The following is a 22,630-nucleotide window of genomic DNA, read 5'->3' as shown; positions in this document are numbered from 1 at the left end:
GGTTGTAGATCAGGTAGGCGAGGTTGGTCGAGGCGTAGCCGGGGCCGCCGTTGGTGGTGGTAAAAATCTCGGCGAACACCGACAGCAGGAAGATCGTTTCGATCATCACCACCACGGCAATCGGGCGTGCCAGGTGCGGCAGGGTCAGGTGCCAGAAGATCGCGATGGGTCCGGCGCCATCCAGGCGTGCGGCTTCCTTCTGTTCCTGATCGAGGGACTGCATGGCGGTCATCAGGATCAGGATTGCGAAGGGCAGCCATTGCCACGAAACAATGATGATGATCGACAGCAGCGGGTAGTGGGCCAGCCAGTCCACCGGGTCGGCGCCGAACAGTCGCCAGACGTAGGCAAGAATCCCCGAGACCGGATGGAAAATCAGGTTCTTCCAGATCAGCGCGCCGACGGTGGGCATGATGAAGAACGGCGAAATCAGCATCACCCGCACGATGCCACGACCGAGAAACTCGCTGGCCTCAAGCAATGCACTGATCAGCACGCCGAACACCACGCTGATCAACAGCACACTGCCTACCAGCAACAGGGTGTTGGTGGCACCGGGCAGGAACCCGGAATCCGTCAGGAAATAGCTGAAGTTCTCCAGCCCGACGAACTCGTTCACCCCCGGATCGAGCAGGTTGTAGCGAATCATCGAGAAGTAAATGGTCATGCCCAGCGGCACAATCATCCACAGCAGCAACAGGGCCACCGAAGGGCTGACCAGAAACCAGCCGGGATTGCGTACGCGGACCTTGCGCTGGGGTTGCGACAGGTCGAGGTGGGCTTTGGCAGTTGAAGTATTCATGGTGATCACAACCGTTTGGGTGCAGATACATGTTCAGGAAAGACAACATTCCTGACATCGACGCGAACCCTGTGGGAGCTGGCTTGCCAGCGATGAGGCCGGCACATCCGACATTGATGTTGGCTGCTCGATCGCCATCGCTGGCAAGCCAGCTCCCACAGGTCAAGTAGTGGTTACTTGGGATAACCGGCGCGCTTCATCTCGCGTTCGGTGGTTTGCTGTGCGGCGGCCAGGGCTTGATCCACCGTGGTCTGGCCGATCAGCGCCGCCGAAAACAGCTTGCCGACCTGAGTGCCCACGCCCTGGAATTCAGGAATGGTCACCAGTTGAATACCGATATAAGGCACCGGTTTAAGCGTCGGTTTGCTTGGGTCTGCAGCCTTCAGCGATTCCAGCGTGACCTTCGCAAACGGTGCCGCGCTCATGTAGGCGTCGCTGTAGGTCGAGGCGCGGGTGCCCGGCGGTACGTTGGCGATGCCGTCGGTTTTGGCCACCAGCTCACCGTATTCCTTTGACGTGGCCCAGGCGCTGAACGCCTTGGCGGCGTCCTTGGCTTTGGAACTGGTGGGAATCGCCAGTGCCCACGAGTACAGCCACGCCGAACCTTTGTCGGTGACCTGATGCGGGGCGAAGGTAAAGCCGACGTGATCGGCGACCTTGCTCTGAGACTTGTCGGTGACGAACGATCCGGCGACGGACGCATCCACCCACATCGCGCACTTGCCACTGTTGAACAGCGCGAGGTTTTCATTGAAACCGTTGCTGGAGGCGCCCGGCGGGCCGGATTTCTTCATGGTGTCGACGTAGAAATTCAGCGCGTTTTTCCATTCGGGACCGTTGAATTCCGGCTGCCATTTCTCATCGAACCAGCGCGCGCCATAGGCGTTGGCGACGGTGGTGATCAACGCCATGTTCTCGCCCCAGCCGGCCTTGCCGCGCAGGCAGATGCCGTACTGCTCTTTATCCTTGTTGGTGAGTTTTTCGGCGAAGCCTGCGATCTGCTCCCAGGTCGGGCGCTCGGGCATGGTCAGGCCGGCGTCTTTGAACAGGTCGGTGCGGTAGTAGGTGATCGAGCTTTCAGCGTAGAACGGCAGGGCGTACAGCGAACCCTTGACCGACAGGCCTTCACGCACCGACGGGAACACGTCGTCGAGGGCGTAACTGGCCGGCAGATCCTTCATCGGTTCCAGCCAGCCCTTGGCACCCCAGAGTGCCGCTTCGTACATGCCAATGGTCAACACATCGAACTGACCGCCCTGGGTGGCGATGTCGGTGGTCAGGCGCTGACGCAGAACGTTTTCTTCCAGTACCACCCAATTGAGCTTGATATCCGGATGCTCGCTCTCGAAGGTTTTCGAGAGTTTTTGCATGCGAATCATGTCGCTGTTGTTGACGGTGGCGATGGTCAGGGTCTGGGCGCCAAGGCTGACGCTGCTGAGGGTCATGCAGGTGAGGGCAAGCAGAGCTTTTGCAGTGGGTTGCATCGTGCACTCCTTTTCTGCACCCGGCGGGTGGCAGAAGGACAGTTATTGTTTTTGTGTCTTCCTGTGCAGGAAGAATGTGCACTGATTACAGCCCTCAATCGACGGGCTGACAAATCATCCGTCGCACTTGAACTGATACTTTTTTGCACTGGCTATAAATCAAAAGATCGCAGCCTGCGGCAGCTCCTACAGGGATCTGTGTAGGAGCTGCCGCAGGCTGCGATCTTTTAAGCGTTGTTCTGTTCAGTCAGGCGTTGCACCGCAAGGCGCCGATAGTGCGACGGCGTCATGCCCTTGAGCTGCTGAAAGCGCCGATTGAAGTTGGAAATGTTGTTGAACCCCGACTCGAAACACACCTCGGTCACCGGTTTGTCACCGTCGGCCAGCAGCTCACAGGATTTGCTGATGCGCAGACGATTGACGAATTCGATGAAGTTGCGTCCGGTGGCCTGTTTGAACACGCGGCTGAAATAGGTTGGCTTCATCCCCAGATGTTCGGCGACTTCTTCCAGGGTCAATTCGCGGGCGTAGTGAGCGAAGATGTAATCGACCGCGCGGTTGGTGCGATCGATGTTGTGCTCGTCGGCCAGTTGCGTGTTGTTGGCCCCCGACAGCAACAGATACTCGTCGGACGCCGCCAGCAGTTCCATCAGTATGAAAAAGTGCCCGAGGCGGGTAATGCCACGGGTGTCGGCGATTTGCTGCATCAGCACCATGGCCTGGCGGATCATTTCCGGGTCACGGAATTCGATGCCGTACTGCGCGCGCTCCAGCAGCGGTGCCAGGGTCTTGAGTTCGGTAAATACCTGATGCCCGCTTTCGAATAACTCGTCGGTGAAATTCACCAGCATGTCGCGTTTTTCCACCACTTCGTCTTCGGCCACCTGGCTGATCCAGTTGTGCGGCAGATTGGGACCGGTAAGAAACAGCGTTTGCGGGTAGAAATTACCGATGTAGTCGCCAATGAACACCTTGCCGGAACTGGCGACGATCAGATGCAGTTCGAATTCCTTGTGAAAATGCCAGCGCACCAGCGGGCACGGAAAGCCATGCTGACGGTAGATGATGGACAACCCGTTGTGGTCGTCCATCAACTCGTAGGAAGGGTCGGTAATTCGTGAAGCTCGGTTCATGTCAGGACGCTTTTATTGTTGTTGCATGCCGATCATGCCCCTTTTTCCGCAAGATTTACCAGCAGCGCAAAACGTTGTTCAGTGAACCACCCTTGGGGCATATGCCGCCGCTTTGTCTATCGCCTTCATGCGACTGGCGACAGAGCAATAGCGCACGATATCGCAGGCTTCGAAGAAATCGACACTGATGATGCAGCACCGCCCGATCCAGTCACCGCTGTTCGCGAAACGATCGTTGATGAACGTATGGATACGCCGCGGCCCGCCAAGGAGTGAGTAAGCTGTGGCTGATAGCGACCAGAGCCTCGTGCCGTCGTTATGACGGGGCAACGTATCGACGATGAACTGTTCGAGTTGGTCGGTATCGATGATGCTCTTCTTGCTCCATCTGTGCCGGACGCTTTCCCAGAAGCAGTCGTCGTCCAGTTCGCGGCGTGCGGGTACGGCCAGAATCACCCGCTGTTTGCCACTGGTGGCTTTCAGCTGATCGAGGGTCTTGTGGTGGTCAGACCGGGGAATGGCACGGTCGCCCAGTCGGGTCAGTAGCAGATCCCTGAATTTCAAATAGTCGAAAGTCGCCGAGCCGTACCCCAACTGATGAAAGTCCAGCAGAATGAATTCATCGCGATGGTCATCCAGAAAGGCACAAACAGCTTCGATCAGATCGTCCAGCGTGCGGCCGGAGCGTTGTCCGTCATGATGGAAGCACAGCGGCGGCGATGATGCCTTGTCATCGATCAGCCGGATATCCAGGGCGCGTACGCCCCGGTTCAATTGCCAGAAGAACGTATCGCTCTGGCAACTGACCCAGTGCCCGACCAGCACGCCATGATCGGGCGCTTTTCTGTCCATGCCGGCATTGTGAGCGCCGGGCCAGACGATCTCTGCAAGTTTCAGCCGTCCGATGCCGGGGACGTTGCTCATCCAGTTTCTTGTGTCGAATATATTCCGTTGTTCGCTCATGAACGTTCCTTGTATTTGGATTGGCCTCATCCCTGAGGCCATCGACTGTGAAAAAACAGTTGCATGGCCGAGCGTAGGAGCGTGCAAAGCAAATTGCCAGATGTGGAAATATCTGCACAAAAATAAACGAGCGGGGTGGATTACTTCGGCTGTTTGCGGTTGGCCTTTATCAGGTTGGTAGTTCGGCAAAAGTCGACGATTTTCGACTCTTCAATGAAATCGACATTGACGATATTGCATTTGGTTGCCCACTCGCTTTGCTTGGGGTCGAACCAGACATCAATATACTCATGAAGATCTTCCGGGCCGCCCAATGCAGTGTAACCAGTCGCAGAGAGCGACCACGGCTTCCAGATGCCGGGCGGGCTTTTCAATACCCTGGCAATAAATGCTTTCAGCTCACTGCTGGTGGTCAGTCCGCTGCCGGACCATTCGTGTTGGACTTGATCATTAAAGATGTCCTGGTCCAGATCTGGATGCAACGTTGCGCAAATCCGCACGCGCTGTTGACTGCTATGTTGTTTTAGCTCGCCAATGCTCAAGTAGCGGTTGTACGCCGGGATGGCACACTGTCCGAGGAAGTGTCGAACCAGTTCACTAAAGAGAGTGAAGTTGAAGTCTTTTCCGCTTAGTTCATGAAAATCCAGAATAATGAATTCGTCAGGATTCTCCCGAAGAAAGTCCCTGATGTCGGTGACCAGATTTCCCAGCGTTCTGGAGTTGCGGTGGCCGTCGTGATGCATGATGAATTTGCCGGCGCCCTCTTTATTCGCGTCGTAGGTCAGGCGAATATCCAGAGCACGGGCGCCGTTGCGCAATTGTGCGAGGAAGGAGTTGTGCTGGCAGGCCAGCCAGTGGCGCGGTGGGCCAAACAGCGGATAACTCGCTTGCCAGTCGCTACCGGCATTGTGAGTGCCCGGCAGGGTTATTTCCTGAAGCGTCAATACATCAAGTTGCGGTGTTGCACTCATCCAGTTATTGAGTACGTAGCTTTGATTGCTCATAAACATCTCTAGGTTGTTAGATGGACAGAGCTCGCCAATTCAGATTTGGCGAACTTGTCGGATGTTTATATGGTTAGTGGTGAGGTTGAGCAATCCTGATATTGATGCAGTGTGTTGATTGGTTATTCCTGTTGTTTCTGGCTAGTGAGTGGCGTCGGTTTGATTCCGATTCTTTTCCTCGATCCATTGCGCCATGTACTGGGTACTTTTGTGGGCGTGATGACGCAACATGCTGCCGGTAAAGTTGTTTCTCCTTAGTTCTGCAAGATGCAGGCGGCAGTATTGCAGTCGTTCTATCAGCGCCGCAGCATGCTCGGTTTTACGATAACGATCATTTAAAAGTGTCAGTGCACTGGATTGGGCTTGATTCCAGTGTGATTCATCCTGGTAGAGGCGCACAGCGTGATCAGCCAGCGCTTGGGCGCTACAGGCGACAGCCCCCGGCCATGGTTGCGTGTCGTGCATGGCTTCGGCGCCAATCGGCGTGGTGACGCTGGGGGTGCCGCACAGCATGGCATCGAGCAACTTGCCCTTGATCCCGGCACCGAAACGCAGCGGCGCAAGACACACCCGTGCAGCGGACATCACCTGCAATGCATCTTCGGCCCAGTTCATCACATGAAACCCTTGGGCCGCGTTGTGCAGTGCCGTCGCCTTCGGCGGGGTATAGGCGCCATAGATATGCAATTGGGCGGTGGGCAACTGCGCACGGATCAGCGGCCAGATCGTCGATTTCATCCAGAGCACCGCGTCCCAGTTGGGCGCATGGCGGAAATTGCCAATGCTCAGAAAGTGCGCGCGTTCGTCGAAAGATCGAGGCGCGGCACTCGGCAAATCGATCATCAGTGGACACCAGTGCAACAGCTCTCGCTGCAAGCCGAATTGACTGACGAGGAGTTCGATTTCCACTTGCGAAATCATCAAATTCAGGTCGCAGCGATAAAGCGCAGCGATTTCCCGTTTCGCCAGATCGGTTGCGGCCATCAACTGGAATTCATCGCGCAACGCGGGCGCGAACAAATCGCTGAAATCGTTCTGATCGCTGTTGTGCTTGAGCTGATCCTTGAGCCGCTGATGGCGGGCGTGGCGCAGGCTTTGCAGATCGGAGGTTTCCAGCACGCGCAAGGCATTGGGGCAATGCTTTTCGACGCGCCAGCCGAATTGCTCTTCCATCATGAACTGGTCGAACAGCACGATATCCGGGGCCAGCTCGCTGACGAAGGTGTCAAAGCTGCTGTTGTTGAGCTCGATGGGCACTTCGCGGATGCCCAGTTGCGCCAGATCCGCCTTGTGTTCACCGGGGCCTGCCGGGCTGCTGAAGGTGATGTCCCAGCCTTGCTGCAAAAATGCTTCGAGGATCTGCATCACGTGTCCGCTGGCCGCCGATGAGCGCGGTTCAGGCCAGACGTAGCCGATAACCAGGACTTTGGTGGCAGGTGATGCAGTCATTGACGGGTGTTCCTTGCAGGCAGGCGACTAAAAACGGGGCGCAATTAGACCACATCCATAGCCGCTGCCGGGTCAAGGCTGTTACTTGTCGAGAATACCCTTGACCTTGTCACGCAACTGATCGATCGAGAACGGTTTGCCGATCACGTGCATGTCGGCGGGCGCATCGATGTTCTCGGCATAGCCGCTGGCGAACAGAATGGGCAGGGTGGGGCGCAATTTCCGGGCCTCGGCGGCCAGTGCCTGGCCGTCCATGTCCCGCAGGCCGACATCGGTCATCATCAAATCGATAGGCTTGCTGTCATCCCGGAGAATCGTCAGCGCCGGTTCACCATCGTCCGCCTCCAGCACCTTGAATTCCAGCTCCTCCAGCACATCGACGATGAGCATGCGCACGATGTCGTCGTCTTCTACTACAAGGATGGTGGGCGCAGGGGTGGACATAGTGAAGGCTCTCAAGAATTGAATTCGGGGACGTCGGCCGGTCGAAAATGCCGGGCTCTTGCATGAGTAAGTGGCGCATGGCCACAAGTTCCCGAGTCGGCACAAAAAGATTAGCTGCAAATCGGGGCGGCAAGGATAACCGTTGGCTGAGCGGGAAGCGCAGCAAATGTAGGAAATTGCCGCCAAGGCAGTGAGAAAAATGGATCCATCGTACCGTTTTGGGGCAAACTCCCCGGTTTCGACAGTTCGACACAAGGCCGCCCCATGCCCACTTCGTCTACGGTTGATGAAACACGGTTCCGTAAGCTACTGACGCGCAACATCACTCTGCCCCTGGGCGTTGGTGCGCTCAGTGCAGTGTTTTTCATCGCGCTGATTACTTATCTGCTGTCGGTGATCCAGTGGGTGGAGCACACCGACCGGGTGATCAATAACGCCAACGAAGCGGTGAAACTCACCGTGGATCTGGAAACCGGCATGCGCGGTTTCCTGCTCAGCGGCGACGAACATTTTCTCGACCCCTACGAGACGGCCAAGCCGCGAATCAACGTTGCACTCAATACCTTGCTCGAACTGACCGCCGACAACCCGGTGCAGACCGATCGTCTGCGGCGCTTGCAGGCTTTGCAGTCCGAATGGGCCGACTATGCGCAGTCGATGATCGACCTGCAGCGCTCCAGCGGTGACTACCGAGCGGCGGTCAAGGCCGGCCGGGGCAAGCGCCTGACCGACGAGATTCGCAAGCAATTCGAAGACGTGGTCGACATGGAGCAGCAGTTGCGCACCACGCGCAACGAAGACGTGCGCCGCACCACCATCTGGAGCATCACCCTTTATCTGTTGTTCATCGCCGGGATCAGCGCCTTGCTGGCGTACATCGGCCGCCGCGATCTGGTCAACCTTTCCGCCAGCTACAGCGCCAACCTTGCCGCGCAACAGGCCAGTGCCGAGCGTCTGGAGCGTCAGGCCTGGCTGCGCAGCGGCCAGACCGAACTCGCCGAGCAGGTGCTGGGCCAACTGACGCTCAACCTGCTGGGACGCAACATTCTGCAGTTCTGCGCGCAATACCTGGGCACTGCGGTGGCGGCGCTGTACGTGCGCGAAGAACACGGTGGCCTCAAGCGCGTGGCGTCCTACGGGTTCTCCCGCGAACAGGAAGAAAAAGATCAGCAGATCTACAGCGGCGAAGGCATCGTTGGCCAGGTCGCCCAGCAGGGTCATCTGATTCGTCTGGATTCGGTGCCCGCCGATTACTTCAAGGTCAGTTCCGGCCTGGGCGCCGGCCTGCCGCACAGTGTGCTGGTGGTGCCGACCAGTGACGACGAGCGGGTCAACGGTGTGATCGAGCTGGGCTTCCTGCGTCCGCTGACCGAGCGCGATATCGAATTGCTGGAACTGATTGCCGGCAATATCGGCACCTCGATCGAAGCGGCGCGTTATCGTCAGCGCCTGCAGGAAGTGCTGGCCGAAACCCAGCAACTCAACGAAGAGTTGCAGGTGCAGCAGGAAGAGCTGAAAACCGCCAACGAAGAGCTGGAAGAACAGTCGCGAATTCTCAAGGAATCCCAGGCGCATCTGGAAACCCAGCAAGTCGAGCTGGAGCAGACCAACGAGCAATTGGCCGAGCAGGCGCAGACTTTGGCCGAGCAGCGCGACGCCATGGACCTGAAGAACACCGAACTCAATCAAGCGCAGGTACAACTCGAAGAACGCGCCGAAGAATTGCAGCGTTCGAGCAAGTACAAGTCCGAATTCCTCGCCAACATGTCCCACGAACTGCGCACACCGCTGAACAGTTCGCTGATCCTCGCCAAGCTGCTGGCGGAAAACCCGCAGGACAATCTGACGGCCGAACAGGTCAAGTTTGCCGAGTCGATCTACTCGGCCGGCAACGATCTGCTGAATCTGATCAACGACATTCTCGACATTTCCAAGGTCGAGGCCGGCAAGCTCGAAGTGCTGCCGGAAAACACCAGTGTCGCGCGCCTGGCGGACGGCTTGCGCAGCGTTTTCGAGCCTTTGGCGGCAGACAAGCGACTGACCTTCAGCGTCGATCTGCAGCCGGACGCCCCGGCCATGCTGTACACCGACCGCCAGCGCCTGGAACAGGTGATCAAGAACCTGCTCTCCAACGCGGTGAAGTTCACCGAACACGGCGCGGTCAGCCTGACCATTGCCGGCCAGCCGCAGGATCGCATTGCCTTCATCGTCCGCGATTCGGGGATCGGCATTGCCGCGGATCAGCAGGAAAGCATTTTCGAAGCGTTCCGTCAGGCCGACGGCACCACCAACCGCAAGTACGGCGGCACCGGGCTGGGTCTGTCGATTTCCCGGGATCTGGCGTCCCTGCTCGGTGGCTCGATCAGTGTCAGCAGTGCGCCGGGGCAGGGCAGCGTGTTCACCCTGGTATTGCCGCAGCAATACAGCGAATCGGGTGACAGCCCGGTCACCCCAATGACCTTCACACCACCGGCATCGGCCCCGGCAGCGGTCGTGCAGCCGCCATCGATCGCGGTGTCGCCATTGGCGCCGGTGCACATCCCGCGTTTTGCCGACGACCGTGGCAAGGCGCCGTTCGCCACGCGCTGCATTCTGGTGGTGGAAGACGAACCGAACTTCGCCCACATCCTCTACGACCTCGCTCACGAACTGGGTTACCAGTGTCTGGTGGCGCACGGGGCGGACGAAGGTTATGACCTGGCTCGCGAGTTCGTGCCGGACGCGATCCTGCTCGACATGCGCCTGCCGGACCACTCCGGTCTGACCGTGTTGCAACGCCTGAAAGAACACGCCGAAACCCGGCACATCCCGGTGCACGTGATCTCGGTCGAAGACCGCGTCGAAGCGGCGATGCACATGGGCGCCATCGGCTATGCGGTCAAGCCGACCACCCGCGAAGAGCTCAAGGACGTGTTCGCCCGTCTCGAAGCCAAGCTGACCCAGAAGGTCAAGCGCGTGCTGCTGGTCGAAGATGACGATCTGCAACGCGAAAGCATTGCCCGCCTGATCGGCGACGAGGACATCGAGATCACCGCCGTCGGCCTGGCCCAGGATGCCCTGGAGAAACTGCGCACCACGATCTACGACTGCATGGTGATCGATCTGAAGCTGCCGGACATGCTCGGCAACGATCTGCTCAAGCGCATGTCTACCGAGGACATCTGTTCGTTCCCGCCGGTGATTGTCTACACCGGGCGCAACCTGACCCGCGATGAAGAAGCCGAACTGCGCAAGTATTCGCGCTCGATCATCATCAAAGGTGCACGCTCGCCGGAACGTTTGCTGGATGAGGTCACACTCTTTCTGCACAAAGTCGAATCGCAGTTGTCCCATGAGCGGCAGAAGATGCTCAAGACCGCGCGCAGCCGCGACAAGGTTTTCGAGGGCCGCAAGGTGCTGCTGGTGGACGACGATGTGCGCAACATCTTCGCCCTGACCAGTGCGCTGGAACACAAGGGCGCAGTCGTGGTGATCGGCCGAAATGGCCGCGAGGCAATAGACAAATTGAATGAAGTCGAGGACATCGACTTGGTGCTGATGGACGTGATGATGCCGGAGATGGATGGTTTTGAAGCCACCATCGAAATCCGCAAGGATCCGCGCTGGCGCAAGCTGCCGATCATTGCCGTGACGGCCAAGGCCATGAAGGACGATCAGGAGCGCTGCCTGCAGGCGGGCGCCAATGATTACCTGGCCAAGCCGATCGATCTGGATCGCCTGTTCTCGTTGATTCGCGTGTGGTTACCGAAGATGGAACGCATTTAGTGGAAAGCAGTCACTCCCTGGAACGCAACAGCGAAATCGAATTGCGCTTGCTGATCGAGGCGATCTACCTCAAGTACAGCTACGATTTTCGCGACTACTCCGGCGCTTCGATCAAGCGCCGTGTGCAGCACGCGCTGGGTCAGTTCGAATGCGCGACTATTTCCGCGTTGCAGGAGAAAGTCCTGCACGATCCCACCGCGTTCATGCAGTTGCTGCAACTGCTGACGATTCCGGTCAGCGAGATGTTCCGCGATCCGTCGCACTTTCTGGCGATCCGCAAGGAAGTGGTACCGCTGCTGCGCACCTATCCGTCGCTGAAGATCTGGATCGCCGGGTGCAGCACAGGGGAGGAGGTGTATTCGATGGCGATTCTGCTGCGCGAAGAAGGCCTGCTCGACCGCACCATCATCTACGCCACCGACATCAACCCACGCTCGCTGGACAAGGCCAAGCAGGGGATTTTCTCGATGGAGAACGTACGGGCCTACACCGCCAATTACCAGCAGGCCGGCGGCCAGCGTTCGTTCGCCGATTACTACACGGCAGCCTACGGCTACGCGATTTTCGACAAGAGCCTGTGTGAGAACGTGACCTTCGCCGATCACAGCCTGGCGACTGACAGCGTGTTCTCCGAAACACAGTTGATTTCCTGCCGCAACGTACTGATTTACTTCAACAAGAAACTTCAGGACCGTGCCTTCGGTCTGTTTCACGAATCGCTTTGTCACCGAGGCTTTCTGGTCTTGGGCAGCAAAGAGACGCTGGATTTTTCCGGTTACTCGAACCAGTTCGAGCCGTTGGTCAAACAAGAACGGATCTACCGCAAATTATGAACGATGCCGTGGATTTGCCTCGTGTCGAGGCCATCGTGGTGGGCGCTTCGGCCGGTGGGGTTGAAGCCCTGCTGACTTTGCTCGCGCCGCTGCGCCGGGGCTACGTGTTGCCGATCATTGTCGTGTTGCACCTGCCGGAAGAGCGCCGCAGCCAATTGGCCGAAGTGTTCGCCCGGCGCCTGATGCTGCCGGTGGAAGAGGCGACCGACAAGCGGGACATCGTCCCCGGCACGGTTTATTTCGCGACACCCGGATATCACCTGTCGGTGGAGCAGGACCGCAGTCTTTCGCTGAGTCTTGAAGACCGCGTGCATCATTCTCGTCCGTCCATCGACTACCTGTTCGAATCCGCCGCTGATGCTTACGGCGATACATTGGCCGCCGTGTTGCTGACCGGTGCCAATCACGATGGCGCTCGCGGCCTGGCGCAAGTCAAGCGGCGCGGCGGACTGACCATTGTTCAAGACCCGCAGGACGCGCAGGTCGCCACCATGCCTCAGGCTGCGCTGAAGATTCAGCAGCCCGACCATGTCCTACCCATTCACGGCATCGGCCGTCTGCTTGTCGAGCTGGAACGAATCGCATGCTGAGTAATATCCAGGCCAAATTGCTGATCGTCGACGATCTGCCGGAGAACCTGCTGGCTCTCGAGGCGCTGATCAAACGCGAGGACCGCACCGTCTACAAGGCGCTGTCGGCGGACGAAGCGCTTTCGCTGCTGCTGCAACACGAGTTCGCCATGGCCATCCTCGATGTACAGATGCCGGGGATGAACGGCTTCGAACTCGCCGAGTTGATGCGCGGCACCGAAAAAACCAAGAACATTCCGATCATTTTCGTCAGCGCCGCCGGCCGTGAACTGAACTATGCGTTCAAGGGCTATGAGAGCGGGGCGGTGGACTTTCTGCACAAGCCGCTGGATATCCACGCGGTCAAGAGCAAGGTCAACGTGTTCGTCGACCTGTACCGCCAGAGCAAGGCCATGAAGCAACAGGTCGAGGCCCTGGAACAGGCGCGCCGCGAACAGGAAGCGCTGCTGCAGCAATTGCAAAGCACGCAGTCGGAACTGGAGCAGGCGGTGCGCATGCGCGATGACTTCATGTCAATCGTCGCCCATGAGGTGCGCACGCCGCTCAATGGCCTGATCCTCGAAACCCAATTGCGCAAGATGCACCTGGCGCGGGACAACGCCGCCGCGTTCACCCTCGACAAGATGCACGCGATGGTCGACCGCGACGAGCGTCAGATCAAAAGCCTGATCCGTCTGATCGAAGACATGCTCGATGTGTCGCGGATTCGCACCGGCAAGCTGTCGATCCGGCCCAACCGCTTCGATCTGGTGCAACTGGTGAGCAACCTGCTGCAAAACTTCGCCCAGCAGATTGAAGCGGCGGAAACCGAAGTGTCGTTCACCGCTTGCGAGCCGGTGGAAGGGCATTGGGACGAGTTCCGTATCGAGCAGGTGGTTTCCAACCTGCTGACCAACGCCTTGCGCTACGGTGGCCGCAGCCCGATCCAGGTGCGTGTCTACCGTGAGGGCGACGAGGCGCGGATTGAAGTTCAGGACCATGGTATCGGTATCAGCGAAGAGAACCAGAAACGTATTTTCCAGCAGTTCGAACGGGTTTCCGCCAAGACGGTAGTGGCTGGTCTCGGACTGGGTCTGTTCATTTCCGAGCAGATCGTCGCCGCCCATGGCGGTTCCATCGTCGTCGAGAGTCAAATCAACGAAGGCGCTCTGTTTCGCGTTTGTCTGCCAATCCAGGAAAACGGCATATCCGACGCAACCTCTGAGTGACCGCACGGTCGTATCAGCAGCTATTGACCGAACAAAGGCTTCCCATGAGCGTAGATGCACAAGATGTAGTACTCGTCGTCGAGGACGAACCGGTTATCTTGATGGTGCTGACAGACTATCTGTCGGGGCAGGGGTATCGCGTGTTGCAGGCCGAAAACGGCGAGCAGGCGTTCGAGATTCTCGCGAGCAAGCCGCATCTGGACATGCTGATCACTGACTTCCGCCTGCCGGGCGGGATTTCCGGCGTACAGATCGCGGAGCCCGCAGTAAAACTGCGCCCGGACCTGAAAGTGATCTTCATCAGCGGCTACCCGCAGGAAATCCGCGAGACCGGCAGCCCGATCACGCAAAAGGCGCCGATCTTGGAAAAACCGTTCGACCTGGACGTGCTGCAGGAAAAGATTCAGGAATTGCTGGCCTGATCCACGACTGCCCTGTAGGAGTTGCCGCAGGCTGCGATCTTTTGATCTTAAAAACAAGATCAAAAGATCGCAGCCTGCGGCAGCTCCTACAATTGTTTTGGGGACAGATCTAATGGAGCTGATCCGCTTGATTGAAACTGAACGTGGCATCCGCCTCTGGCGTGGATGGCAAAACGATCTTGATGATCGGCACTACCTTGCCGCCCGTCGAATTGAAAAAATCCTTCTGGTCAAACTGCGCCCCGGCCAATCCCCCCTCCAGATAAAAGAACGCCTGAATGGGCAGCTCTGTCGGAATGTTTTGCGGCCAGGTCTCCAGAACCAGCTCAATGTAGTCGTGAGGGCCAGCGAAGAAATTTGCTAACTGATGCGCTCGAATACTCTGATAGAAAGAGTCGGCTGCCAGATTGTTCATTTGATCTCTGACATCGAAAGAACACATGTAATAAGCCAGTTTGTACTGGTTCCAGCGTGTGATCCACTGCTCCGCCGTGGTTGTTCCTATGGTTTGGCACCGACGACTACCGATGGGTTCATAGGGGTGCGCGCCACAACCGGGTTTGTCTCTCAGGAAAGTTCCCCCATCAATAGGAAAGGCGCAGAGGATTTGGATCTGGCGCGTACCGGCAGGCCGATCCAATACCGGGTAAAAGATGAAGCCGTTCTTCTGACCGAAAACGAGGCCCGTGAACTTGGCGTCTTTGCTCAGGAATGAAAAGGACACACCGCCACTGGTTTGAGAATGAGGGCTGGGGTTCCAGGCCTTGTAAGCCGTAGAGGGAACGGTTGAGCGCAGCATGATCCCGCGACAGAGAAACGCCGGCATCGAAGCTGAGCCGCAGTTGACCCGCACATCGTTGTAGCGCGCCGTCAGGTCCGCCGCGACCTGCGGGCCAGTTTGTGCCGTACTGGATGCTGTGCTGGATGTCGTACTGGCGACGCCGACGTCACTGGCGGTTTTCACCTGCGCCTGTTCGGGAGGCAAACACCCCGCCAACGACAGCACCAACATCAGTATCAGTGCAAGATTTCTGTTCATCATCCCTTTCTCCGCTTCGCCATACGTCACGTAGGCACGGCTTCCCAGCGACAGGAACGGAGCGCCTTTCGAGGCGATTCAAGCAAGGGATGACTGCAGCTGTATAGCTGTCAGAGTTGACAGGTTTCAGCCATTGAAAAGCGATATATGCTGAGCAGTTGGGCGCAAGTTAGCTTCAAGTGGTCTGCTGTGTTCAGACGTCAGCTTCGAATATCTGGATTATCTGTCGGGGGCAGGGCAGTCGCGTGTTGCAGGCCGAAACCCGTGAGACCCGCAGCCGATCACGCAAAAGGCGCCGATGCTGAAAAAAACGTTCGACCTGGACGTGCTGCAGGAAAGGATTCAGGAATTGCTGGCCTGATCCATAGCGGCTGATATTCCCCCTGTAGGAGCTGCCGCAGGCTGCGATCTTTTGATCTTAAAAACAAGATCAAAAGATCGCAGCCTGCGGCAGCTCCTACAGGTGTATTGGGGGTCAGTTATTGATCATCTCGCGGACCTTGGCGGTCAGCAGATCGAAGGTGAACGGCTTGGTGATCATCTGCATGCCAGGGTCGAGAAACCCGCCGCGCACGGCCGCGTGTTCGGCATAACCGGTGATGAACAACACCTTCAGCCCAGGCCGGTACTGCCGGCCGATTTCCGCCAGCTGCCGACCGTTCATGCCCGGCAGGCCGACGTCACTGATCAGCAGGTCGATGCGCTGCGCCGAGTTGAGGATCGGCACCGCACCGTCGGCATCGCTGGCTTCGACAAACGCATATCCCAATTCGCTCAACACTGCGCTGACCAGTACGCGCACGGCCGGGTCGTCTTCGACGATCAGCACGGTTTCACCGTCCAGCGCTTCCGGGGCCTGCTGAACATCCGAAACCGGATGCTCCAGCTCTTCACCGCGAAAGCGCGGCAAGTACAGTTTGACCGTGGTGCCCTGATCGATTTCGCTGTCGATAGTGACGTGGCCACGGGACTGTTTGCTGAAGCCGTAAATCATCGACAGGCCCAGACCTGTGCCCTGGCCGATCGGTTTGGTGGTGAAGAACGGATCGAATGCGCGGCTGATCACGCTCTGGGGCATGCCACTGCCGTTATCGGTGACGCTGAGCATCACGTAATCGCCGGGTTCGAGGTTGGTGTAGGCCTGGGTGAACTCCTGGTGGAGTACCTGATTGCTGGTTTCGACCACCAGTTTGCCGCCCTCGGGCATCGCATCCCGGGCGTTGAGTACCAGATTGAGCAGGGCGCTTTCCAGTTGATTGGGGTCGGCTTCGGCGACCCACAATTGATCGTTCAGGCGCATGTCCAGCTGAATGCTTTCGTTGAGACTGCGTTGCAGCAGCTCGCCCATCGACAGCACCAGGGTATTCATCTGCACGGCTTTGGAATCCAGCGATTGCCGACGGGAAAACGCCAGCAAGCGGTGGGTCAGGCCTGCCGCGCGGTTGGCGGACGTCACGCCCAGATCGATCAGGCTGTCGAGGTCCTCGGTGCGTCCGCGAGCCAGCCGGCGGCGCAGCAATTCCAGGCTGCCGATGATCCCGGTGAGCATATTGTTGAAGTCGTGGGCGATACCTCCAGTGAGCTGGCCGACCGCTTCCATTTTCTGCGACTGACGCAAGGCTTCCTCGTTGTGACGAAGTTGCGCCGTACGTTCCTCGACCTGCTGTTCAAGGGTTTCGAGGGTCGATTGCAGGCGTCGTTCGCTTTCGCTCAGATCGATCAGGCGGTCGCGGGCGTCATATTGTCGTCGTCGCCCACGCAGGGCTGCAGAGACGAGACTGATCAGGGTGGCGGGATGGAAGGGACGCTCCAGAAACGTCACGTTGCCCAGCAGTTCGCTCAGGCGCGAAGAGGGGCCTTGCTCCTGTCCGCCGTGGTGCGTCAGCAGCACGATCGGCAGATCCGACCAGGCCGGTTGCTGTTCCAGATAGTGGAACAGCGCTTCCAGTTCCGGGCCGCGCAACGCTTCGGCGGCGATCAGCAGCAGCCCGGCGCCGGGTTCAAGTTGCGCGCACAGTGTGCCCAGATCCGGAGTGATCAGGCCGCCATAACCCGCTTCATTGAGGATCGTCAGCGCAATCTGGCTGTCGCGGCCCAACGGCGCCAGAATCAGCGCCCGTTCGGCCAGCGGAGCAGGCACCGTCACCGGATTTCTTCCTGCAGCAGCGGGTTGCTCGCACCCAGGTAGGTCGGTACGCCGCGCAGTACGCCCTGGAAGGCTTCCAGCGGTTCGCCGATGGTCATCCCATGGGAGGAAATGCGGTATTCGCGAATGGTCGACTCGTGGCTACCGGTGCGTTTCTTGATGATGGAAATGGCTCGGCGGACTTTGCCGATGGCTTCGAAGTAGCGCAACAGAATCACGGTATCCGCCAGGTAGGTAATGTCAACGGGGGCCTGCATGTCACCGACCAGACCATGCTGGGCAACGGTCATGAAGGTCGCCGCGCCTTTACGGTTCAGGTACAGCAGCAATTCATGCATGTGCAGCACCAGCGCGTTTTCTTCAGGCATCGCTGCCTGATAGCCGTTGATGCTGTCGATTACCACGGTTTTGATATTGCTGTCATCGACGCAGCGGCGTACCCGGTGCGAGAACTCCCCAGGCGACAGTTCGGCGGCGTCGACCTGTTCGATCATCAGATTGCCGGTGGCCTGAAGCGCCTTGAGGTCGATGCCGATGTTGTTCATGCGCTCGAACAGCAGGCCCAGCTCTTCATCGAAGATGAACAGCGCCGCTTTTTCGCCCCGTTCGACGGCCGCAGCGGCGAAGATCATCGATATCAGCGATTTGCCGGTACCGGCGGGGCCAAGGATCAATGTGCTGGAGCCGGTTTCGATACCGCCACCAAGCAGCGCATCCATTTCCTTGATGCCGCTGGTCAACTGCAGCCGCGGGTAATCGCCGCGATGCTCCGCTGCCACCAGACGCGGGAACACGTGAACACCGTCGCCCATGATGGTGAAGTCATGGAAGCCGCCACGGTACTTTTGCCCACGATACTTGATGATGCGCACGCGACGGCGCTCGGCGCCGTAGTTGGGCGTCAGTTCTTCGAGGCGGATTACGCCGTGGGCGACGCTGTGCACGGTTTTGTCGAGGGATTCGGTGGTCAGGTCGTCGAGCAGCAACACCGTGGCGTCGTAGCGCACGAAGTAGTGCTTGATCGCCAGAATCTGTCGGCGATAGCGCAACGAACTTTGCGCCAGCAAGCGAATCTCCGACAGGCTGTCGAGCACTACCCGCGTGGGCTTGAAGCGTTCGACCACTTCAAAAATCTGCTTGGTGGCTTCACCCAGCTCAAGGTCGGAGGAGTACAGCAGACTTTGCTGATGCTCGGCATTGAGCAGGCTTTCCGGTGGGGTCAGCTCGAAGATTTCGATGTTCTCGTTGAGCTCCCAACCGTGGGAGAGTGCGCCCTGGCGCAATTCACGCTCGGTTTCCGACAGCGTGATGTACAGGCAACGTTCGCCGGCGCGTGCGCCAGCCAGGAGAAAATGCAAAGCGACCGTGGTTTTGCCGGTTCCGGGTTCACCTTCGAGCAAAAACACATGTCCACGAGACAAGCCACCGGCCAGGATGTCATCCAGACCCTCGATGCCGGTAGCGGCTTTTGCACTGATCAACGCGTTAGATGTAGACAAAAAATGCCCTCTCATGACTAGGGGAGTCGAGGCGCTTTAGCGAAAGCGGTCGCCTGAAATACTTGACCCTTGGGCGTGATGGCGGTTCCGTAGTTTTTTCGCCCGCAATTCAAAGACCTTGCTGCAATGCCGGATCATCCGGGTTTTGCTGTTCCAGCTGAGCCAGCAGGATCTGCACATTCTGCAACTGACCGCTTTCCTTCCAATAGCTGATCAACAATACCCGCGCCTTGCGGTCGGCCGGGTGACGCTGGACGATTTCCTGCAGCTGGTTTTGCGCCGCTTCCAGTTCCTCGGCGCTGTGCAGGGTGGTCGCCAGGTCATATCGATATTCGCTGTTATCCGGTTCCAGCTCGACGGCTTTCGACAGGCCGAGCAGGGCGAACTCGCGTTGGCCGTGGTGCAACAACCACAGGCCCAAAGCGTGCTGCAGATAAGCGGAATCGGGTTGCGACTTGAGCTGCTGGGCCAGTAGCTGGCGGGCGGCGTCACTCTGGCCCTGGCGGTCGAGCACGTCGATCTGCATCACCAGCGCCGCAAGGTTGCCGGGTTCCAGGCGCAAGCTGTTTTCCAGTGCCTGCTGCGCCTGTTTCAGCTCGGCATTGTGCAGATGCAAACGTGCCAGTTGCGCGTAAGTGGCAGCGCTTTCAGGTTGGTCTTTGAGCACTTGCTCCCAGCCATCGATGGCTTGCTGCAACGGGGCAAAATACAGGCCCAGCTCATCCGGGCTCAGGCCGAGCAGGGCATTGATCGTCGCAAATCGCACGCTTTGATCTTCGTCATCGAGCAACGGCCCGAGGAGCAGGCTGCGTTGCCCGCCGGGCACCAGACCGACCACGCTCTTGATTGCGGCCAGACGCACATCGACCGCTTGGTTTTGCAAATCGGCATCCGCGAGCTTCAGTGCCAGGGGGCTCGGGTAATGGGGCAGCTCGGCATGCAGCCAGACACGGCGTCTGGCGGAGAGATCAGGCCGGCCCAGTTGCTGATACAACTGCCGCGCCGCGCCGGGTTGGCCGGCACGGGCGGCGGCCAATGCTTCGCTGTAACCATGCTTGATCGCTTCGGGCACTACGGGAGTGGCGCTGCGCAGGGACAGCCAGGCCACAAGGATGACAAACACGAGGCCGAGGCTGATGAATAGATAGCGGCGAGACTGGGACATGCACAATTCCGTGAACTGACGTTCTATAGCAGAGCGGCAAGCTTCGGCCAGAGAAAGCCATGAGTCAAACCCATGCTTGCGAATTGATCTGTAGGAGCTGCGGAACGCTGCGATCTTTTGATCTTGTTTTTAAAAGCAAAGTCAAAAGATCGCAGCGTTCCGCAGCTCCTACAGGGGCGGGCACAAAAAAGCCCCGCGACCGAATGATACGCGGGGCAAAAAATTGGTTGGTTGCGGCCAACCAAAGGAGCTCTGTAGAGACGCTTACTTGCTGGCAACGGTTTCCGGCTGCCAGCCACCACCCAGGGCCTTGTAGATCGCGACGATGCCGCGATACAGATCAACCTCGGCCTGGGCCTGGCTGTCTTCGGCGTTCAGTCGCTCACGCTGGGCGTCGAGCAGGACGAGGAAGTCGGTGGTGCCTTCGCGGTAGCGGATTTCCGCCAGATCGGCAGCCTTGCGGCTCGATTCACTCTGGCGAATCAGCGAGATCAGGCGTTGCTGACGCTTGCCGTAATCGCTGAAAGCGTTTTCCGATTCTTCCAGGGCCAACAACACTTGTTGCTCGTAGGTCGCCAGGGCGCCTTCGGCATCGGCATCCGCGCCACGCAGGCGGGCACGCACGCTGCCCAGATCGAACGCCGCCCAGGTAATGCTCGGGCCGAGTGCCCAGGCGTTGGCCGCCGAGGAACCGATCTGCGAACCACGCCCGGCCGTCCAGCCGAGGAACCCGCTGAGGCTGACCCGTGGGAACAGATCAGCTTTCGCCACGCCGATCCGCGCGGTGGCCGAGGCCAGTTTGCGTTCAGCGCTGAGGATATCCGGACGGCGCTGCAACAGCTCACCCGGATCACCGATCGGCAAGGCTTTGGCAATTGCCGGCAAGTCTTTCGGGCTCAGGTCCACGGTCAGTTTGTCCGGACGCTCGCCGAGCAGGGTGGCGATGCGGTTTTTCTGCCGAACCTGTTCGGCCTGCAATTGCGGCACGCTGGCTTCGACCGAGGCCAGACGCGCATCGGCCCGTTCGACGTCGAGCTGATCACCGACGCCGGCGTCACGCAGGCTGATGGTGATCTTGCGCGACTCTTGCTGGTTGTCCAGGTTGGCCACGGCGATCTTCTCGCGCAGTTGCGCACCGCGCAGTTGACCGTAGGCGTCCACCAGTTCGGCAATCATGGTGACTTGCAACTGGTACAGATCGGCTTCGGCCGCTTGCTGATCGGCGTCGCTGGCTTCCAGATTGCGCTGGATCCGGCCGAACAGGTCCAGTTCCCAGGCCATGTCCAGACCCAGATCGTAGCGTTCGCTGTTGACCCGTTTGGTGGTCTGGCCGGGAATTTGTCCCTTGGCCAGATCACTGCTCGCGCGGCTGGTGATGGTCGGCATCGCATCGTTGCTGACGTCGTCGCGGATCGCCCGGGCGGCTTTCCAGCGAGCGAACGCCACGCGCAATTGACGGTTGCCTTGCAGCGACTGCGTCACCAACTGGTTGAGGGTCGGATCATCGAACTGCTGCCACCAGATGCCTTCGAATTTCGAACGATCAAAGTTCTTTTGCCCGGCAGCGCCGTCGGTGGCGGCCGTGATGTTGGCCGCCTCCGTGGCTGGGGTCTTGTAGTCAGGGCCGACGGCGCAGGCGCTCAGGGCCAGCACCAGCAGACTCGGCAGGAAGACTTTCAGACTCATTGGTGCGCCTCCAGTGGCTTTTGAAGATTGTGCGCCTTGGCCGCCTTGCGGGCTTCACCACGCTCGACGAAATTACGGATCAATACGTAGAACACTGGCGTCAGCAACAGGCCGAAGAAGGTCACCCCGAGCATCCCGGAGAATACCGCCACACCCATGGCGTGACGCATCTCGGCACCGGCACCGCTGGAGAACACCAGTGGCACCACACCCATGATGAACGCGAAGGAGGTCATCAGGATCGGCCGCAGACGCAGACGGCAGGCTTCCAGTACCGCAGCCAGCGGATCGAGGCCTTCCAGCTGTTTATCCTTGGCGAATTCGACGATCAGAATCGCGTTCTTACAGGCAAGTCCCACCAATACGATCAGACCGATCTGGGTGAAGATGTTGTTGTCGCCGCCGGAGATGATCACCCCGGTGATGGCCGACAGCAGGGTCATCGGTACGATCAGGATCACCGCCAGTGGCAGGCTCCAGCTTTCGTATTGAGCGGCGAGCACCAGGAACGCCAGCAGTACGCAGAGCGGGAACACGAACAGCGCGGTGTTGCCGGACAGAATCTGCTGATAGGTCAGGTCGGTCCACTCGTAGGTCATGCCGTTTGGCAGCTCGTCTTTGAGCAGTTTCTCGATGGCTTTTTCGGCCTGACCGGAGCTGTAGCCGGGGGCTGCCGCACCGTTGATTTCTGCGGTGATGAAGCCGTTGTAGTGCATCACGCGATCCGGGCCCGAGGTGTCGCTGACCTTGATGAAGGTCGCCAGCGGGATCATTTCGCCCTTGTTGTTGCGCACTTTCAGCTGGCCGATCTGGTCGGATTCGAGACGGAACTGCTGTTCAGCCTGTACGTTGACCTGATAGGTGCGCCCGAAGCGGTTGAAGTCGTTGGCATACAGCGAACCCAGGTAGATCTGCAGGGTGTCGAAGATGTCGCTGACGGCCACGCCGTGGGTCTTGGCTTTTTCGCGGTCGATGGCGGCATCGACCTGTGGCACGTT

At 58.7% G+C, this 22,630-nt stretch carries 18 protein-coding genes; 5 read left to right on the top strand and 13 right to left on the bottom strand.

Annotation, left to right across the window (positions count from 1 at the left end; all coding sequences use genetic code 11):
- The 7 genes from DBR18_RS04985 to DBR18_RS04955 form a co-directional block, all read right to left on the bottom strand.
- The coding region (locus DBR18_RS04985) for a carbohydrate ABC transporter permease (protein WP_108589559.1) at positions 1-802 on the bottom strand (802 nt) is incomplete at its 3' end.
- Between the two features lie 173 nt (positions 803-975).
- A complete protein-coding gene (locus tag DBR18_RS04980) occupies positions 976-2,286 on the bottom strand; it encodes a sugar ABC transporter substrate-binding protein (protein WP_108589476.1) in 1,311 nt (436 codons plus the stop codon).
- Between the two features lie 227 nt (positions 2,287-2,513).
- Entirely contained in the window at positions 2,514-3,419 is a 906-nt protein-coding gene (locus DBR18_RS04975) for an AraC family transcriptional regulator (protein ID WP_108589475.1), read from the bottom strand.
- A 78-nt stretch (positions 3,420-3,497) separates the two neighbouring features.
- Positions 3,498-4,382, bottom strand: coding sequence for a phospholipase (locus tag DBR18_RS04970; protein ID WP_108589474.1), 885 nt, complete (start codon positions 4,380-4,382; stop codon positions 3,498-3,500).
- Positions 4,383-4,522: 140 nt separating this feature from the next.
- On the bottom strand, positions 4,523-5,386 hold the full coding sequence (locus DBR18_RS04965) for a phospholipase (RefSeq protein ID WP_108589473.1): 864 nt from the start codon (positions 5,384-5,386) through the stop codon (positions 4,523-4,525).
- A gap of 141 nt (positions 5,387-5,527) precedes the next feature.
- The gene (locus tag DBR18_RS04960; RefSeq protein ID WP_108589472.1) at positions 5,528-6,835 is read right to left on the bottom strand and encodes a glycosyltransferase; all 1,308 of its coding nucleotides are present in this window, start codon (positions 6,833-6,835) and stop codon (positions 5,528-5,530) included.
- An 81-nt stretch (positions 6,836-6,916) separates the two neighbouring features.
- Entirely contained in the window at positions 6,917-7,279 is a 363-nt protein-coding gene (locus DBR18_RS04955; protein ID WP_108589471.1) for a response regulator, read from the bottom strand.
- A gap of 264 nt (positions 7,280-7,543) precedes the next feature.
- Between DBR18_RS04955 and DBR18_RS04950 the strand changes: the two genes are divergently transcribed.
- From DBR18_RS04950 to DBR18_RS04930, 5 genes are read left to right on the top strand one after another with little or no spacing between them, the layout of a single operon-like run.
- Positions 7,544-11,044 (top strand): response regulator, encoded by a 3,501-nt coding sequence (locus tag DBR18_RS04950; protein WP_108589470.1) that lies wholly within the window; start codon positions 7,544-7,546, stop codon positions 11,042-11,044.
- Positions 11,044-11,877 carry a protein-glutamate O-methyltransferase CheR gene (locus DBR18_RS04945; protein ID WP_108589469.1) on the top strand — a complete coding sequence of 278 codons (834 nt, stop codon included), beginning with the start codon at positions 11,044-11,046 and terminating at the stop codon, positions 11,875-11,877. The genes DBR18_RS04950 and DBR18_RS04945 overlap by 1 nt, the downstream gene beginning before the upstream one ends.
- Positions 11,874-12,467 (top strand): chemotaxis protein CheB, encoded by a 594-nt coding sequence (locus DBR18_RS04940; protein WP_108589468.1) that lies wholly within the window; start codon positions 11,874-11,876, stop codon positions 12,465-12,467. The genes DBR18_RS04945 and DBR18_RS04940 overlap by 4 nt, the downstream gene beginning before the upstream one ends.
- Positions 12,461-13,675: a hybrid sensor histidine kinase/response regulator gene (locus tag DBR18_RS04935; protein WP_108589467.1), complete on the top strand. Its 1,215-nt coding sequence runs from the start codon at positions 12,461-12,463 to the stop codon at positions 13,673-13,675. Before DBR18_RS04940 ends, DBR18_RS04935 begins: the two co-directional genes overlap by 7 nt.
- A gap of 44 nt (positions 13,676-13,719) precedes the next feature.
- Complete coding sequence (locus tag DBR18_RS04930; protein WP_007963558.1) at positions 13,720-14,097, top strand: response regulator; 378 nt, start codon at positions 13,720-13,722, stop codon at positions 14,095-14,097.
- A 109-nt stretch (positions 14,098-14,206) separates the two neighbouring features.
- Here DBR18_RS04930 and DBR18_RS04925 read toward each other — a convergent pair whose 3' ends face one another.
- From DBR18_RS04925 to DBR18_RS28745, 6 genes are all read right to left on the bottom strand, one after another.
- The gene (locus DBR18_RS04925) at positions 14,207-15,139 is read right to left on the bottom strand and encodes a halovibrin HvnA (protein WP_371921069.1); all 933 of its coding nucleotides are present in this window, start codon (positions 15,137-15,139) and stop codon (positions 14,207-14,209) included.
- Between the two features lie 472 nt (positions 15,140-15,611).
- Positions 15,612-17,282, bottom strand: a complete 1,671-nt coding sequence (locus DBR18_RS04920; RefSeq protein ID WP_108589466.1) for an ATP-binding protein — start codon at positions 17,280-17,282, stop codon at positions 15,612-15,614.
- The gene (locus tag DBR18_RS04915) at positions 17,279-18,781 is read right to left on the bottom strand and encodes an ATPase domain-containing protein (protein WP_108589465.1); all 1,503 of its coding nucleotides are present in this window, start codon (positions 18,779-18,781) and stop codon (positions 17,279-17,281) included. The genes DBR18_RS04920 and DBR18_RS04915 overlap by 4 nt, the downstream gene beginning before the upstream one ends.
- Positions 18,782-18,890: 109 nt before the next feature.
- Positions 18,891-19,946, bottom strand: coding sequence for a tetratricopeptide repeat protein (locus DBR18_RS04910; protein WP_108589464.1), 1,056 nt, complete (start codon positions 19,944-19,946; stop codon positions 18,891-18,893).
- Positions 19,947-20,210: 264 nt separating this feature from the next.
- Positions 20,211-21,632: an efflux transporter outer membrane subunit gene (locus DBR18_RS04905; RefSeq protein WP_108589463.1), complete on the bottom strand. Its 1,422-nt coding sequence runs from the start codon at positions 21,630-21,632 to the stop codon at positions 20,211-20,213.
- Positions 21,629-22,630: efflux RND transporter permease subunit (locus DBR18_RS28745; protein ID WP_256588543.1), on the bottom strand; the 1,002-nt coding region annotated here is incomplete at its 5' end. The genes DBR18_RS04905 and DBR18_RS28745, both read right to left, overlap by 4 nt.

The sequence above is a fragment of the Pseudomonas sp. HMWF021 genome, from assembly GCF_003061005.1.
In the GTDB taxonomy this organism is placed as follows: domain Bacteria; phylum Pseudomonadota; class Gammaproteobacteria; order Pseudomonadales; family Pseudomonadaceae; genus Aquipseudomonas.
This window is presented reverse-complemented; position numbering and strand designations above follow the sequence as displayed.